Genomic DNA, 17,513 nt, shown 5'->3' on the forward strand with positions numbered 1-17,513 from the left:
CCGCGTCCGGCAGCGGCGGCGCCTCGGCCGCAACGAACGCGGCCGCACCGTCACCCACGATGGACAGCGGAACCGGCAACGAAGAACCTTCCAGCGGCAGCCAGTAGCGTTCGTTCGCAAACGGATACGTCGGCAGCGACATGGTGCGCGGCGTACCGTGCGGATACAGACGCTTCCAGTCGAACGCCATGCCCTTCACCCACGCATCGAGCACCTTGGCGTACTTGCCGCGTTCGAGCCACTTCGCAGTCGCTTCCTGCAGTTCCTCGTCGCCACCGAACAGCAACAGCGCTTCGCGATTGCGCTTGACCTCGCCGCGATACAGCCCGTCCACCGACGGCTCACCGTCCGCGAAACGCTGCAGCCGCTGCGTCAGCTCCTGCATCGTGCCTGCCGTGAAACCGAGACGATGCTCCATGCCTTCGCGCCCGACCTGCAGCGTGTAGGCCACGCTCGCGAGATCCGCGTCACCGAACGCTCGTGCGGCAATCGCATCGAGCAACCGTTGCGCCTGCACGCGCAGGCGTTCTTCGGTACGCGCCGACAACACCACCACGGCGGGTCGCGCCGGCGTCACGGCGAACGACGCCTGAGCAAGCAGCACCTTGGCGGGCGCCACGTATTCCTCGACGACCAGGTGCGCATTGGTGCCGCTGTGGCCGAACGAACTGACCGCGGCGCGGCGCCGTCCCTGCAGCGGCTCCCACGCACGCAACGCTGTGTTCGCGTAGAACGGCGAGTTGGCGAAGTCGAAGTGCGCGTTGGGAGAATTGAAGTGCAACGTCGGCGCCAGCTGCCGATGCCGCATCTGCAGCAGCACCTTGTGCACGCCGGCAATCCCCGCCGCGGCGGATGCATGGCCGATGTTGCTCTTGACCGAACCCAGCCCGCAGGCGTTCTTCGCAACGCCAGCGGCACCGTACGCGCTCAGCAACGCTTCGAGCTCGATCGGGTCGCCCAGCTGGGTGCCGGTGCCATGCATCTCCACGTAGCCGATCGTTTTCGGATCTATCCCGTAGCGTGCGTACACCTCGCGGTGCAGTTCGCCCTGGCGGTTCGCGCTCGGCGCCGTGATCCCGTTCGTCTTGCCGTCCTGATTGATGCCCGAGCCCACGATAACCCCGTGGATCGGATCGCCTGCCGCCTCCGCCTCGCTCAGCCGCTTGAGCAGCAGCGCGCCGACGCCTTCGCCCGGCACGAAGCCGTTCGCCGAATTGTCCAGCGTCTTGCAGCGACCCTGCGGCGACAGCATTCCCGCCGCGCACATGCTCAGGTACGGACCCGGCGTCAGGTACAGCGTCACGCCGCCGGCCAGCGCCATATCCACCTCGCCGTTGCGCAGTGCCTGGCATGCCAGATGCGTGGCCACGAGCGACGACGAACAGGCCGTGTCGATCGAGATCGCCGGCCCCTTCAGGTCAAGGATGTAAGAGATGCGGGCCGCCGCGATCGCCGCGCTGTTGCCCGTGCTGTCGCTCGCCATGCCGCGCGCCTGCAGCAGCGTGGCGTAGTCGTTGCTCATGATTCCGAGGTAGACACCGCAGCGGCTGTCGCCCAGCGAGCGCGGGTCGTAACCGGCATCCTCGAACGCGCGGTAACTCTCCTGCACGAACAGACGATGCTGCGGATCCATCATCTCCGCTTCGGCCGGCGAGATGCCGAAGAACAGCGGATCGAAGCCGGCGACGTCCTCGATCGCGCCCAGCCATTTGCAGTAGATGCTCCCGGCCAGGTTCGGGCGCGGATCGAAGTACCGCTGCGCGTCCCAGCGCCACGCGGGAATTTCTTCCACGCTGTCGCGGCCTTCGCTCAGGTTGCGCCAGAACGTGTCCAGATCCGGCGCCTGCGGATAGCGCCCCGACATGCCGACGATCGCAATCGCCTCCGGCTCGGCGACGAGCCGCGCACCCGCAACGGGCTGCGCCGAGGCCGGCGCAACTACGGGGCGTTCGACCTCGCGCGACAAAGCCGGCGTTTCGACGAACTCCTGCGTCCCGGCAAAATCCGGCTCGCGCTGCTCGAGCTGCTGCGCCAGGTACTGCGCCAGCCGCTCCACGTTCGGATAGTCGTAGATGCGCGCCGCCACCATCTGCAGCGCATAGCGCCGGTTGATCACCCGCACCCATTCCACGCCGATGATCGAATCCAGGCCCATCTCGGCGAACGACTTGCGCGGATCCACGTCCGACGGATCCATGAACAGCGCCTCGGCCAGCGTGCGGGTCAGCTCCGCTTGCAGCGCCGAACGGTCGATCCGCGGTCGCGCCGGTGCCGTGGCAGGCACCGCGACCGCCGGCTCGCACTGCTCCAGCTGCTGCGCCAGGTACTGCGCCAGCCGCTCCACGTTCGGATAGTCGTAGATGCGCGCCGCCACCATCTGCAGCGCATAGCGCCGGTTGATCACCCGCACCCATTCCACGCCGATGATCGAATCCAGGCCCATCTCGGCGAACGACTTGCGCGGATCCACGTCCGACGGATCCATGAACAGCGCCTCGGCCAGCGTGCGGGTCAGCTCCGCCTGCAGCACCGATCGGTCGATCCGCAACCGTTCCGGTGCTGCGGTGCGGACCGCGACCGCAGGCCGCGCCGCTTCGCGTACCGAGGCAGCCAGCGGAACCTTCACCGCCACCGTCGCCTCCGGTACCGGTACCGGTACCGGTACCGGCACTGGTGCGTGCTTCGGCGACGCGTGACCGGCCGCATCGAGCTTGCGCAAGCGGATCCCCTGCGGCTTGCGCAAGGCATCACGCGGCCCCGGCGCTGCGGATACCTGCACCTCGCCCTTCGCTGCGATCCAGTAGCGCGTCTGCTCGAACGGGTAGGTCGGCAGCGGAATTCGACGCGCAGCCGCGTCGCTGTGCAGCAACTGCCAGTCGACGGCGCCACCGTTCGCCCACAGCTCGCAGAGTCCGCGGTATTCGCGGTTGGCAAGCCGCGCGCGGATCAGGTCGCCCGTGTCGGCAGCGGCGATAAAATCCGCCGGTAGCGTCGCGAAATACGCCCCGCTCGCCAGCGCGTCGCCGACACTGAAGCCGCGCAGCCGTTCGCGAAGCTCCTGCATCGACGCGACAGTGAAAGCGAGCCGGCACTCCATCGTCTCGCGTCCAACCTGCAGCGTGTAGGCAATGTCGGCCAGATGGCGATCGTCGAAGCCTTCGGTATCGATCGCGTCCAGCAGGCGCTCGGCCACGAGGGTCAGCCGCTGGGCATTCCTGGCCGACAATACGATCACGACGGGTGCCAGCGAGCCCACAGCCGATTCGCCATTGGCCCGCCGTGCCTCGATGTATTCCTCGACTATGACGTGCGCATTGGTGCCACCGGCGCCGAACGAGGAGATCCCCGCTACGCGCGGGTACTCCCGCATCGCCCCGTCGAGGTTCAGCCGCGGCCGCGGCCAGTCCGTGAGCGTCTGCTGCACCACGAACGGTGTGGCGGCGAAGTCGATGTTGGGATTCGGTGCCGCTGCGTGCAGGCTCGGCACCAGCTGCCGGTGTTTCATCTGCAGCAGCACCTTGGTCAGGCCCGCAATGCCTGCTGCGCTCTCGGCATGACCGATGTTCGACTTGACCGAGCCGATCGCACAGAACTGCGTGTCGGCCGTCTGGCGCGCGAAGGCCTGCGCGAGCCCGGTGATCTCGATCGGATCGCCCAGTACGGTGCCGGTGCCGTGTGCCTCGATGTAGCTAACCGTGCGTGCGTCCACGCCCGCCTTCGCCAGCGTCGCGGCGATCAGCTCGCGTTGCGCGACCGGGTTGGGCACCGTGTAGCCGTTGGTCTTGCCGCCGTGGTTGACGCCCGTCGCGCGGATCACGCCGTGGACGAAGTCACCGTCGGCCTGCGCCGACGAAAGCCGCTTGAGCAGCACTGCACCGACGCCCTCGCCGGGCACGAAGCCACCGGCATCGGCGCCGAAAGCACGGCAACGGCCGTCAGGCGCCAGCATGTGCGTGGCGCCCAGATACAGATAGTTGGACGGGTGCAGGTACACATTCACGCCGCCGCAGATGGCGATCTCGCATTCGCTGCGCAGCAGATGCTCGCAACCTTCGTGGATCGCGACGAGCGAGGCCGAGCACATGGTATCGACGGGCATGCTCGGCCCTTGCAGGTTCAGCACGTACGACACCCGGTTGGCCATCGACGCGAACGAGGTGTGCAGCGTGAGGGCCTTGCCGCTTTGCCACAGATTCGGACCGTACAGGTCGAAACCAGTCTTGGTGACGCCGACGAACACGCCGACGCGTCGGTCGTGGCGGGTGGCGAGCGACTGCCGCGTATAGCCGGCGTCTTCCATCGCCTCCCAGCTGGCCTGCAGGAACAGCCGCTCCTGCGGGTCCATCAGATCCGCGTCGCGCGGCGCAATGCCGAAAAACTGCGCGTCGAATTCGCTGAAGCCTTCGATGAAACCGCCCCACTTGCCGTAGCAGCGGCCGCGCGCAGCGGCTTCCTCGACGTCGGGGTCGTAGAAGCCCTCGAGCGACCAGCGTTCCGGCGGGATCTCGCCGATGCAGTCGCGGCCGTCGCGCAGATTCTCCCAGTACGCGCGCAGATCGCGTCCGCCGGCGTAGCGGCCACTGAGGCCGATCACGGCGATCGGTTCGTGCGCGCGCGCTGCGTCGCGCTCGCGCGGCGCCTGCTGCGCCGCGGCCGGGAGGCCGGTTTCGGCCCCGGCCTCGGAGAGCTCGCACCAGCGTGCGCATGCCTCGGGATGCTGCGCCGTCAGATAGTCGCCGAGCGCATCGAGCGTGGAGTATTCGTAGAACAACGTCTTCGACAGTGCGCCGAAGTCCGCGGCGAGCCGTGCGTTCAACCGCATGACCATCATCGAATCGATGCCGTAGCGCTCCAGCGGAGCATTCGCGTCGATGCGCGACGCGCTCAGCTTGGTCACTTCGGCAAGCAAATCCTTCAGGCGCTGTCGGGTGCGCTCACGCAAGCTCGCGAGCGGTGCCGCGAGCCTCGGCCGTGACGCCCTCGCGATCTCGCCGGCGACTGGCGCGCTGGTCGCCCCGACCACTTCGATACAGGCGCCGTCGCTCGCGTAGGCCGCATAGAACGCCGCAATGCCCTCGGCGGGCTGCAATGGCCGGATTCCCTGCGCGATCCATTGTTCCTGCAGAGGTGTCGGAACCTGCATGCCCTGCGTCGCCCACCACGGCCACGCGATGGACAGGCTGCGCCCCTGGCGCTGGCCCTGTCGCACGCGCTGCTCGCGCAGGCAGGCATACGCATCGAGGAACGCGTTGGCCGCGGCGTAGTCGCTTTGACCGACGTTGCCGGTGACGCCGGCCGCCGAGGAAAATTGCACGAAGAAGTCGAGCGCACCCGCGCCGATCGCCTCGTCGAGATGCACGACGGAGCGCACTTTCGACGCCATGACTTGCGCATAGGCGTCGGGCTGCTTGTTGAGAATGTACCCATCGCGCACGACGCCCGCGCAGTGGATGACGCCGTCGATCGCGCCATGCTGCTGCGCGATCGTGTCGAGCAGCGCCTGTGTCTCGTCGCGGCGGGACAGGTCTGCGCGCAGGTAGTCGACGCGCAGCCCGAGCCGGCCCCACTCGGCAAGACGGGCCGCCTTGTCGTGCGTCAATTCGGAGCGGCCTGCCAACACCACGCGCGCGCCGGGCGCCTGGCGCAGGATCTCGTCGGCGAACGCGAGACCGAGACCGCCGGCGCCGCCGGTGATCAGGTATGTGGCTCCGGCGCGCCAGGGCATCCGGGTCAGGCCATGGTCGAGGGCGACGCTGTCTTCGGACTCGCAGACGCCGCCGCGGTACCGGATATCCACGATCCGCATCGCGGCGCACAGGTCGAGCTGCTCCTTCCACGCCGGGGCAGCGCCGTCCGGCTCGAGCCCCACCAGTTGCGCGCGCACCTGCGGATTCTCCAGCTGCGCCGTCTTGAGCATGCCGCTCAGGCCGCGCAACAGCTCGGTGCGCGCGGATTCCGGATAGGCCACCTGCAACATGACCTCGTCGCGCGGCTTGTCCGCGAACATTGCCTGCAGGCAGCACAGCACGTGCCAGCCGAATCGCTCGAAGCCTTCGGCCGCATCCTCGGTGTCCCAGGTCCAGATCTCGCAGGGAGTGCCGGCGCTCCGCAGCATCGACTCGAGTACGAGGAAAGCCTGTTCGTCCATAGCCGCGGGCCGGCACAGCACAACCCGGCGCTGCGGCGGGACCGCCGACTCGCCATCGGCAAGCCCGGCACGCGGCACCACGGGCGCCCAGCGCCGCGCGCGCAAGGCCCTCAGCGGGCGGCTGCGATCCGGATCAGCGGGGCCGCTCGCGATCCAATGGCGTTCGCGCGCGAACGGATAGGCCGACAACTCGACTCGTCGCGGCTTCTCGCCGGCGTGCAACGCCTCCCAATCGACCTCGTGTCCCTGCACCCACAGGCGGCACAGTTCCGTTTCCTCGGTGTGCTCGCACCAGCGCGCGACCGCGTGGCGCAATTGCGCTGCGGAGCTGCCCGCGGACACGGGACGCGCTTCCCCGACATGCCCATCGAACGGCGCGCCCGCCAGGAAACCGGTCAGCTTTCGCCGCAGATCCGCAATCGACTCCACGCCCACGGCCAGGCGGCAGTCCATCGGCTCGCGTCCTGCCTGCAGCGTGTAGGCGATGTCGCGCAGCGTCGCACCGCCGGCGCCCTGCGCCAGGTCGCCGAGCAGGGCCGCGACGCGGGCGTTGAGTTGCGCAACGCTTTTGGCCGACAGCACGATAATCTCGCGCCGAGGCATCGCCTCGGTCGCCAGCGGTGCGGCGATCGCCTCGCACAAGACAACGTGTGCATTGACGCCGCCGAAACCGAATGAACTGACGCCGGCAATGCGCGGCAACAGATGCCCGGCGGCATCGCGCCACGCGGCCCAGGCTTTCGTGCGCGTCACCAGTTCGAACGGACCCGTCCTGAAATCGATGTCCGGATTGGGCGTCTCGAAGTTGCGGCTCGCCGGAAGCATGGCGTGGCGCATGGAGAGCAGCACCTTGACCACACCGGCCAGGCCGGCCGCGGACTCCAGATGGCCGATATGCGTCTTCACCGAACCGATGCCGCAGCGATGCGTCGGGTCTACGTGCGCCTGTGCGCTGCGCGCGCGCCGGAAAGCCTGCTGGAGTCCCGCCATCTCCACGACATCGCCGAGTTGCGTGCCGGTGCCGTGGGTTTCGACGAACTGCACCCGATCGGCGTCGACACCGGCGTCGCGCAGCGCCGCCTCGATCACCGCCGCCTGCGAAGCGGGCTTCGGCGCGGTCAGCGAGGCGGCGCGGCCGCCGTGGCCGACGGCCGCGCCGAGGATCACGCCATGCACCAGGTCGCGATCGGCGAGTGCCTGCCGCAGCGGCTTGAGCAGCAGCGCGACTGCCCCCTCACCGCGCACGAAGCCGTCGGCGTCGCGATCGAACGCACGGCAGATTCCGCTGCGCGACAGCATTCCCGACTCGTAGTAGGCAATGCTGTTGACCGGACTGCAGATGAGGTTGACCGCGGCAAGCAGTGCGTGCTCGCACTCGCCTGACCGCAGCGCGTGCACGGCCCGCTCCAGCGCGACCAGCGAGCTCGAGCACGCGGTGTCGATCGACACGCTCGGGCCGCGGAAGTCGTAGAAGAACGACAGGCGATTGGCGAGCATCGACAGCGCGCTGCCGGTACCGACGTAGGCGTCGTGCGCCGAGGTCGCGCGCGCCAGCAGGTCGCGATAGTCGTTGTGGCAGGCACCGACGAATACCCCGGTGCGCCGCGTCGCGAGTTGCGCCGGACGATACCCGCTGCGTTCCATCACTTCCCAGCTCAGCTCCAGCAGCAGTCGCTGCTGCGGATCCATGAGCTCGGCCTCGCGCGGTGAAATCTGGAAAAAGTCCGCGTCGAACGCATCGATGCGCGGCAACAGGCCGGCGCGGTCGATGCCGGCGTGGCTGCCGTGCGGATCGATGTTAGCGGGCCACTGCCAGCGGCTGCCCAGCGAGCCGAACACCTGGCCGCCGTCGCGCAGCAGTTCCCAGAACGCCTGTGCGTTCTCCGCACCCGGCAGCCGGCACGCGATGCCGACAACGGCAATGGCCCTGTCTGCGGCGAGCGGGAATGCGGATGCGGGCGGTGGCGGAACGGGCGCCGGCGCGGCTGTTTCAGGCGCGACCGCGGCGGCGGCAGAATCGACGCTTGCCGTCTGCAGCGCTCGCAACTGCTCCGGCGACAACATCTGGGCCAGCGCCGAAGCGATCTTGTCGGCTGTCTCGTGTTCGAACAGGAATGCCGGTGACAGCTTGAGCCCGACCGTTCGGCCAAGCGCGCCCTTGAGCTCGACCATCTCGACCGAATCCAGGCCAAGCTGCATCAGCGGGCGGTCGCCGTGGTAGGCGGCCATCCGGGTCGTGCCCAATGTGTCGAGTATCAGATCGCGCACACGCGCCGCGAGCGGCGACGGCACCTGCCCCGCATCACCGGACGGTGCGGCCTCGGTCCCCGCGGCGAGCGCGTCGGGCTCGGCGACAGCCATCGTTTCTGCTGCCAGTTGCTGGTCCGAAGCCCGGCAGACGATGACGCACTGGCCGCAGTGGGCTTCGGACTGCGTCGGCAACGCAAAGACTTCGATATCGGTGAATCCCGCGTCTTCCAGGGCACGGCGCCACTGCGCCACGCCGAGCAGACAGAATTGCGGCAGCCTGCGCGCGTCGTCCTCGAACAGCCACATGCCGTGCAGCAGCGCGCCGCTGAAGAACAGCCACGGCTTGACCTCGGTGTATTCGGTCAGCAGCAGTACGCCGCCCGGCGCAAGCAGTCGTCGGACCTGACGCAAGGTCCACACGATGTCACGCGTGTCGTGCAGCACGTTCGCGGCGATGGCAACGGCATGAGCGCCCGGAGCGAAGCCCTGCACCGCCGCATCGCGCTCGATGTCGAGCTGCTGGAACTGCACGAACGGATAGGCGTCGCCGAACCGGTTCCGCGCACGGCGCAGGAACGCCGGCGAAATATCCGTGAACAGGTAGTCGACGTCGCTGGTCGCATGAAGTTCGCGCAGGACCGGCAAGGTCGTGCCGCCGGTACCGGCGCCGATCTCGACGATACGTACCGGTCCGGCGCGTTCGCCGGTGCGCGCGCCGGCTACGGCCGCACTGGCCGCGACGGCGACCAGGCGATTGAAATAGGTGGCAATGGGCTCGCCGTCGAATATTCCGGCGAACGCGTCCATGTCGCCGTCCGGGAACATCACTGCCGCCGCGGCGATCCGTCCGCTCACGATATCGTCGAAATGCTGCAGGCACGGCAGCATGAAACGCGCGAACGGCGCGGCATGCGGATGGCGCTGCGCGAAGCGGCGCTCGAATTCGTCGAACGACGGAAACACGGCGGGCGCGTGCGCCGCGTCCAGTCCGGCGAGGACGACGATTTCGTCGGACTCCTGACGCAGCCCGCCACGCTCCTCCAGCCTCGACAGCAAGGAGTGGAAATAGCGCGAATACTTCGATGCGATGCCGAGCGACGCGAGCAAATCGGCGACCCGATGGCGCTCGCCCGCACGCACGCAGACGCGGTGCCCATGCAGCCATCGCGCGATGGAGCTGAACGCGAAGTCGGCCAGTTCGGCCTCCCAGCCGCGCGGATCGCATTCTGCCGGGAACGCCGCCGTGCTCGCCGCCACCGACATCTCGTCGACCACGTGCCGCCAGGTCGGCGTCTTGCCGGCACGCAGTCCGGCCAGCGTGTCGTTGCACTCGTCGAGCCCGTCGAACGCCGTGACGGACTTGTCCACCAGCAAGTAGTGGCGAGCAAACTGCAGCAGCTCGCTGCAATCGTGCACGCCCTGGAAATCAGACGCCCACGCGCGTTGCAGCGCGATGCGCCGGACCTGGCCGTCGAGCTCCACCGCGTCCACCGGCTGCATCGCCAGCGGCGGTTCATTCCAGTCGATCGCTGCGGCGATGTGTCCGTCACGAAGCAGTACCAGCGTCTGGTCGGGCAACGGCGCGGCAAGCGCCTGCCAGTGCGCCGGCTCGCGCCAGAGCGGCTGTGCCTGCGCCAGCGTGGCGCATTCGTCGGGTCGTGCGTGTCGCACGCGGAACGGTCGCTGCAGGAAATGATTGAGCGTGATGCGCGTGAACTGCATGCGCCGCGGAAAGCTCTCCCACTCGTTCGCGGCGCAGAACAGGCCGGCTTCGCCGGCGGCCAGCACGAATGTGCGCGCGTCCAGCAGGAACTGGCGCGACATGGCGTGGTAGGCGTCGAAGTGCAGGCTCTCGGCTTCGTCAGCGAACCGGGCGCCGCGCTCCGCGTCGAGCGAATGCACCTCGAGCATCATCAGACCGTTCCGGTCCAGAACGCCGGCCCAGCGACGCAGGTGTTCGACGGTGCTCTGCACCACGTCACGCAGCGCGATCGATCCGCCGGCCCGGTCGATGAAGACACCGCTGCCGACGAGCCCGCAACGCCGTTGCGCTTCGTCGGTGTCGGCGGGCGGCAGATACGGCCGGTCGTGATCGAGGAACGAGCGCACGTGCAGCACTTCTCCGATCGCGATGCCGCGGCGTTCGAGGTCGGCCATGATCGACGCCGGATCGCCGATATCTCCCTTGAGCACGAGATGCGGCAGACCGGCGAGCGTTGCGGCCGATTGCTGCAGGGCCTTTTCGTTCCAGTCGACCGCGATCAGGGTCAGCGGATAGCGATTCAGCGCGCGGCCGCGCCGCGTCCCTTTCTTCACCGTCTCATAGAGCCTGCGCAGCAACGTACCGTCGCCGCAGCCGGTATCGGCGAGATACTTCGGCTGCGCCGCGAGGTCCGCGTCGTCGAAGCATTTGTGTACGAACTCACTGAGCGCCGTGAAATAGCGCTGATGCTGGAACCCGCTGCCGACCACGTTGAGCGTGCGGTCCAGATGCTTTTCGTGCCCGAAACGGTCGAGTGTGAAGACACGCCCCGGATCGCCGGAAAGCAGCTCCTGCGTCTGCGCGAACATCCGCCGGTAGGAGGCCAGCGCCGCCGTGATCGCGATGCGTTCGAGCATGGCGATCCCCGCCGGCAGCAGCCACAACGAGCGGCCTTTCCTTTCCAGCCAGCGCATATCGCTGAGCAGGCGCAGGACCTCCTCGCGCGCGAGACCGGTGAGTTCGCAGCGCAGCGCCACGCGCGAGCCATCGTGCGCGTCGGAATACTTCAGCTTGCCGTGCTGCTTCAACGCCAGCAGCAACGGAATCATGAACACCCCGTCGAGGTAGTCCGCGAAACTGCTGTCGCCGGCGTCCCAGCGGCGCCCGGAGCGTTCGATCCAACGCTCCAGCGAGCGCTTGGCCGTACCGTTGACGTAGCCCTCGTAGGGGAACGCGTACAGGCTCATGATGTCGGCTGGCACGAGCGCGTGGGCCTCGAATTCGGGCGTCACGCGATAGTCTTCCGCGCCTACGCGGGCGATCCATCGGCACGTGAGCAGCATGCGCAGCGCCACCGCCAGGTAGCCGGCGTTCAGCCCGAAACGCTGGGTGATCTCGGTTGCCGAAAAACGCTCGCACGACGCCATGTAGGACAGGCATCCGCTCTTGCGCAGCGCGTCGACGAATGGAACCACGACCAGTCCGTGGGAATGGCGATTCAATATCTCGAGCACCGGATCCCCCTAGTGTTTTCGCCTTCCCGCGATCCCGACCTCTCCCTAGGCAAGCACTGAACAAGTTCTTGGAGAGCGGTTCCAGCTAGCTACACCAGACCCTGACATCCCCGCCAAAACGTCTACTTTGCGCGCATTTGGCAGCACCCGTGAGTGGCGCCAAAAGCAAAGACTCGTTCCACCTTGTTCAGCACTTCCCTGACAGCTGCAAATCGCGGCGACGACTACAGGCCTGCCGCCTCCGCGGCGCAGGTCCCGAGTCGACTTCAATGTTCGCCTACCGCATCAGATATCGCGCAGCGCCGCGGTGACCGGAACGCGCGCCGCGGCCATGGCAGGGAAAAAGCTCCCGACCAGGCCGATGACCACCGCCACCGCAATTCCGACGAACGCCACCTGCGGCGTTATCTGCAAGTCAAACATCAGTTGGGTGTTCAGGCCGCCGTAGCCGGTGCCGAGAGCCTTGCCGTCGACGAAGTACCAGGCGAGCGCAAGTCCAATGGCACTGCCGAGCATGGTAAGGATCAACGACTCGACGACAACGGAGAACACGATCAGCTCACCGCCGTAACCCAGCGCACGCAGGATCGCAATCTCCCGGCCGCGTACCACGATCGATGCATACATGGTGTTTAGCGCGGCAAAGATCGCACCGAAGGCCATAATGGCAGCGAGCACGTAGGCAGCAACGAAAACAACCTTTCCGATGTCCTTGGACTGCTGGCGGTAATAGTCCGATTCGCGCAGCACATCGACGTTGAGTCCAGGGTTGGCGCGCAGCGACGTCTCGAACGCGGACAGCTCGTCCGCCGACTGAAGCTTCACCAGCACGGAATTGTAGTGATTCCAGCGCAACAGGCCGGCCAGCGTGTCGCGGTCAGCCATGAGCTCGGATTCGTGCGTGTCGCCGCCGCTGCTGAACACGCCAACGACCTGCCAGTCGCTGCTGCGCAGCTTCAGCGTCTTGCCGATCTCAAGCCCTTCGAAGCGTCGCGCTGCGGTTTCGCCAACGATCAGTTCGTACTTACCCGGTTCGAACAGGCGTCCCTGCACGAGCTTCAATTCGGGGCGCACGGCCAGCACGTCGGGACTGACGCCGCGCAGCGCCGCCGTGACGGCGGTGGAGGGACCGCCGATATTGCGGCGCATCACGCTGGCCTGCGACAGTAGCTCGGCTGAATAGAGCGGTTTCCCGGCCGCATCGGTCGCAATGCCCTGCACGGTAAGGATGGAGAGCATTTCGTCGCGCAGCAACATGCTCGTGGCCTCAGTCGACGAACCGGCACGCAACACCATGGCGCGGTCGTCGCGTCCGGTGTTGCCGACCGAGCGGGTCATTGCGATGGCCATGGCGAGCACCGTCGCCAGCATGCCGACGACTGCGGTAACGCCGATCACGATCACCAGCGAGGTACCCAGACGCCGTTTCAGCGTGTAGATGCTCGTCGTCATCACGGCGGCGATCTGGCGGAACAAGTTCAACATGCCTGTATGCCCCACAAGGTATGGTTCGCGCTCAACGCTTCAGCGCCAATGCTTGGATGATGGTCAGGCGCCCGGCACGCAGCGCCGGCAATGCACCGCTGATCAGCGCAAGCGCGGCGGCGATACCGAACGACTGCAGGATCACGATCCACGGTATGCCCGCCTCGGCGAAGATATTTCCAACGATCAGGAACACGACGCGCGCCACCAGCAATCCCACGACGGCGGCGAACAAGCAGAGCAACAGGCCCTCTGCGAGAACCAGCGCGACCACGGCGGCGTCGGAAAAGCCCAGCGTCTTGAGCATCGCAAATTCCGGGCTGCGTTCACGCACCGACTGCGCCATCGTGCTGGCCGTCACGAACAGCAGCGCGAAGAAGGCCGCGGCGACGATGGCATTGATCAGCAGCTCGATGTCCGAGATCGTCGTCATCTGGCTTTCCAGCAGCGCCTGCTCCGTCATCGTGCGGGTTTCGGACGACGAGTTGGCGAACCTCGCATCGATCGCACTCATGATTTCGGGCGAGGACTTCGGATCGCCGAGTTCGGCAATGAAGAACTGCACCGAATCGCGCAGGAACATGCGCGATTCATTCAGATAGTCGTAGTTGATGAAAATCGCACCGGCAAAGCCCTCTGTCGCGCCGTCCTTGCTTTCGAACAGGCCCACGATGTCGACGGGATAGTCGCTGGTGCCGTCCTTGTTGGTCCAGATCGTGCTGCTCAGGGCGACCCGATCGCCCACCTTCCAGCCATACGCGCCGGCCAGCCGTTTGGCTACGAGCGCGCCAGTACGGTTCTCACGCATCTTCTGCAGCGTGTCTTCCGGCACGTCGAAGAGCGATCGATAGATATGGAATGTCTTGGTGATGTCGGTGGCATAGACCGGCAAGCCGAAGCGGCGGTCCTTGTAGTAGCCGCCGAAGAAAGCCATGTGCGACACGTCCTTGATCCCGGGAACCGCCTCGATCTGCGCGCGGTAGGCCAGCGGCAGCTGTTCCTGGGAATACTTGCTGACGACGAACAGGCGGCTGTCGAGCTTCGCCAATGCCTGATCCAGCACCACGTTGAAACCGATCAGGACCGCGAACAGCAGAAAGGCGACCGCGATCGAGATGACCGTGAACCAGGTCCGCTTTGGGCGGCGCCACAACTGTGCCCAGATCAAGCCGAAATATTTCACCGCGCGGTCCTCCCTGTTGCGGCCTCGGACTCGCGCGCTTTCCCGACCAGCATCACCTGTGTCGCGTACTTCGCCGCCTGCGGGTCGTGCGTCGCCATGATGATGGTCTTGCCGTGCTCGCGGTTCAGTTGCTGGAGCACCTGCATGATCTGCTCGGCATTCTCGCGATCGAGATCGCCGGTCGGCTCGTCGCAGATCAACAGCGCCGGGTCGGTGACCAGCGCTCGCGCGATCGCGACACGCTGCTGCTGGCCGCCCGACAGTTCCTCCGGCCGCCGCTGCAGATAGTCGCTGATGCCGAGCAGCTCGAACACGATGCGTACGCGCTGCTTGCACTGCGCCGCGGAGAGCCCGGTCAGGAGCAGCGGCAGCATGACGTTGCGTTCTGCCGTCATCATCGACAGCAGATGGTAGAACTGGAAAACGATACCGACATGCTGCGACCGCCAGCGCGACAGCTCGCGGTTGGACATGGCATGCAGCGCGGCGCCGGCGACCGTCGCCTGTCCTTTCTCGACCGTGTCCAGGCCACCGATGATGTTGAGCAGCGTGGTCTTGCCCGATCCGGACGGTCCCATCAGCGCGACGAATTCGCCCTGCTCGATCGACAGGTCGTGCTCATAGAGCACCTCGATCATGTTCTGACCGGCCTGGTAGCGTTTGGTCACTCTGTGCAAGGTGATGAAACTGCTCATTCCATTCGGTCCCCGAAGCTGCCGTACGTCGCTAGTTGCCAAACAACCGCTCGATCCGCTCGCGCACTTCCGGCTGCGAGAACGTAACGTCATGCATTGCAAGTTCCTGCTCGATCACGACCGGCAGCTCCTGCCGCATCTGGCCGACGAGATGATCCTTCAGCATCACCAGCGAGGTACGCGGCTTGTCGGCGAGATCGGCAGCGAGCTCGCGCGCGAAGGGCAGCACCTCGGCGCGCGGCAGCACCGGAATCGACACGCCGCGCCGCGCGAGATCGTCGCCGCGATAGCTGCGGGCGCTCATCAGCATCTCGTGGCCGAGCGACAGACCGAACTTCCTGGCGATGATATAGGTCGCTCCCATGCCGGGAGTGAACCCGTATTTCATGAAGTTGGTGGTGTAGATGCTTTCGCGGCTCAGCACGACGAAATCCGCGAACATGCCGAACACGAAGCCGCCGCCGATGCCGTGCCCCTGCATGGCGGAAATCACCGGAATCCTGCAATCCAGCGCAAGGCTGTAAAGATTGATGTCGGAGAACTTGGTCTTGCCCTGCTGGATGTCGTGCAGCCCCTGCTTGGTGCCGCCGGAAGCGAAATACGAGTCGTAGCCGGTCAGGATCGCAATCCGGTAGCCCGGATTGGCTTCGATGTGCGCGAACGCATCCACCAGCCCGAGCATGAGTTCCGGAGAGAAGGTGTTCTTGTTCTCCCGATCCTGCATCGTTATCAGCAGGACCCCCCGATCAATCTCTTTCAGATCCACAACCGACATTGGAACTCCCTAGCCCGCCGCGGCTTCAGCCGCTGCGCGCCAATTTTCGCACGGTCGACCACGCAAGAAGGAACGTCACTGCCGCGAGGACTACGACATGCACGAAGCCGTTGCCGATGAAAATGTGCTCGGCGCCACCGGCGGCGAGCGTCAGCTGGTTCAGGTAGAACGGCGGCATGAACAGCGCGAGCCAGGAAATCGACGGCGGCATCGGGAAGAACAGTCCGGACAGATAGAGCTGCGGCATGTAGACGACGGTGGTGACGCCGGCGGCCAGATGCGCCGACGTGCGTGAGCCGATGTAGAAGCCGATCGCACAGAACGGCAGCACGCCGAGCAGCAGCGTCAAGCCGACGAGCAAGGATTGGGTCAAGGTCAGGGAGATGCGGTCCAGCAGCTCGGCAGCGACGATCATCGAGACGATCGTTGCGGCCGCGTAGATAAGCGCCACGGCGAACTTGCCGATCAGATGCGCACCGGCAGGCATGGGCAGGGCCTGCTTGAGCTGCAGCAACTTGAACTGCCGCTCGCCGGCCAGGATCGCGCCGAAGCCGAACATGCCGGGTCCCATGATGCCCATGATCGCCATGCCGGTGAACAGGTACATGCGCTGTGCAGTCGTCGCATTCTCCGGCAGCGGCGAGAGCGTGATGAACAGCAGGAACAGACCCACCGGCATGATCAGGAACGGCATGCCGAAGCCGGGATTGCGCAACGAGCGGATGAACTCGAATTTCGCCTCGAGGTAGTAGATGCGAAGCACCTGAAAATTCGACATGTGAACACTGCCGAGGCTGCTTGGCGCTACGGCGGCCGCGTTGGAATTCATTGACGGCTCTCCTGGGTGATCTTGAGGAAGGCGTCAGCCAGTCCAGCCTGGCTGACCTGCAGGTCGACGAGCGTGGAGTCGGCCGCAAGCAGCCGGCGCACCGTGGCCTCGAGTTCGGAATGACCGACCGCCAGCACGAGCTTTCCGTCTTCGATGACGGCGCTTGAGACAGCGGGCCAGGTACTCACTTCCTCGGGCGTCAGCTGGCTTACGCAGCTAATCCGGCGAGTTGAAATCGTCTGCGTGACTTCCTTGACGGTGCCCGTGCTCACCACCCGCCCCTTCGCCAGCACGACGATGCGATCGGCCAGCGCCTCGGCTTCTTCGAGATAGTGCGTGGTCAGAAGGATCGAGCAGCCCTGCTGGATCAGTCGGCGCAGCGTCGCCCACAGGTCCTTGCGTGCCTGCACGTCGAGTCCGACGGTCGGCTCATCGAGAAACAGCAGTTTCGGGCGGCCGCAGAGCGCGATGGCGAATTGGATCTGACGCTTCTGTCCACCGGAGAGCACGCCGAATTTCCGGCTGCGCAGTGCGGTGGTATTGGTGAATTCGAGTATTTCATCAGCGCTGTACCCGTTCGGGTAGTAGCTCGCGAACAGCGAAAGGTGTTCGTGCACCAGCAATTCCGGCGCCATGAACACTTCCTGCATCATCACGCCGATGCGGCGACGCACATTCATCGAACCGGGACGTTCACCGAACAGGCGGATCTGTCCTGCATCGGCCGGCTCAAGGCCCAGCATCAGCGAAATCGCCGTGGTCTTACCCGCGCCGTTCTCGCCGAGCAGGGCCAGCAGCTCGCCTGGGCGCACGGTCATGTCGAAGCCGTCCAGGGCTTTGGTTTCCCCAAAGCTCTTGTAGACGCCTTTCATTTCCACTAAATCGTCGCTCGCCATTTCGCATCGCCTGCTTTCAATGATGGACGCCTATCC

The 17,513-nt window shown here is 66.0% G+C and carries 7 protein-coding genes; all 7 read right to left on the reverse strand.

The genetic code is table 11. The features are described from left to right. A partial coding sequence (locus tag RUU78_RS15090) for an SDR family NAD(P)-dependent oxidoreductase (protein WP_313918018.1) occupies positions 1-11,614 on the reverse strand: 11,614 nt, incomplete at its 3' end. A gap of 285 nt (positions 11,615-11,899) precedes the next feature. Further along, a complete protein-coding gene (locus RUU78_RS15095; protein ID WP_313918021.1) occupies positions 11,900-13,099 on the reverse strand; it encodes an ABC transporter permease in 1,200 nt (399 codons plus the stop codon). 31 nt (positions 13,100-13,130) lie between these two features. Beyond that, positions 13,131-14,282: an FtsX-like permease family protein gene (locus RUU78_RS15100; RefSeq protein WP_313918023.1), complete on the reverse strand. Its 1,152-nt coding sequence runs from the start codon at positions 14,280-14,282 to the stop codon at positions 13,131-13,133. After that, the gene (locus RUU78_RS15105; protein WP_313918025.1) at positions 14,279-14,977 is read right to left on the reverse strand and encodes an ABC transporter ATP-binding protein; all 699 of its coding nucleotides are present in this window, start codon (positions 14,975-14,977) and stop codon (positions 14,279-14,281) included. The genes RUU78_RS15100 and RUU78_RS15105 overlap by 4 nt, the downstream gene beginning before the upstream one ends. Before the next feature lie 31 nt (positions 14,978-15,008). Next, positions 15,009-15,752: a polyketide synthase gene (locus tag RUU78_RS15110; RefSeq protein WP_313918028.1), complete on the reverse strand. Its 744-nt coding sequence runs from the start codon at positions 15,750-15,752 to the stop codon at positions 15,009-15,011. 25 nt (positions 15,753-15,777) lie between these two features. Further along, complete coding sequence (locus tag RUU78_RS15115; RefSeq protein WP_313918030.1) at positions 15,778-16,581, reverse strand: ABC transporter permease; 804 nt, start codon at positions 16,579-16,581, stop codon at positions 15,778-15,780. Then, the gene (locus RUU78_RS15120) at positions 16,578-17,477 is read right to left on the reverse strand and encodes an ABC transporter ATP-binding protein (RefSeq protein ID WP_313918031.1); all 900 of its coding nucleotides are present in this window, start codon (positions 17,475-17,477) and stop codon (positions 16,578-16,580) included. Before RUU78_RS15120 ends, RUU78_RS15115 begins: the two co-directional genes overlap by 4 nt. Between the last annotated feature and the right edge of the window lie 36 nt (positions 17,478-17,513).

This window comes from Tahibacter sp., from assembly GCF_032229445.1.
In the GTDB taxonomy this organism is placed as follows: Bacteria; Pseudomonadota; Gammaproteobacteria; order Xanthomonadales; family Rhodanobacteraceae; genus Tahibacter.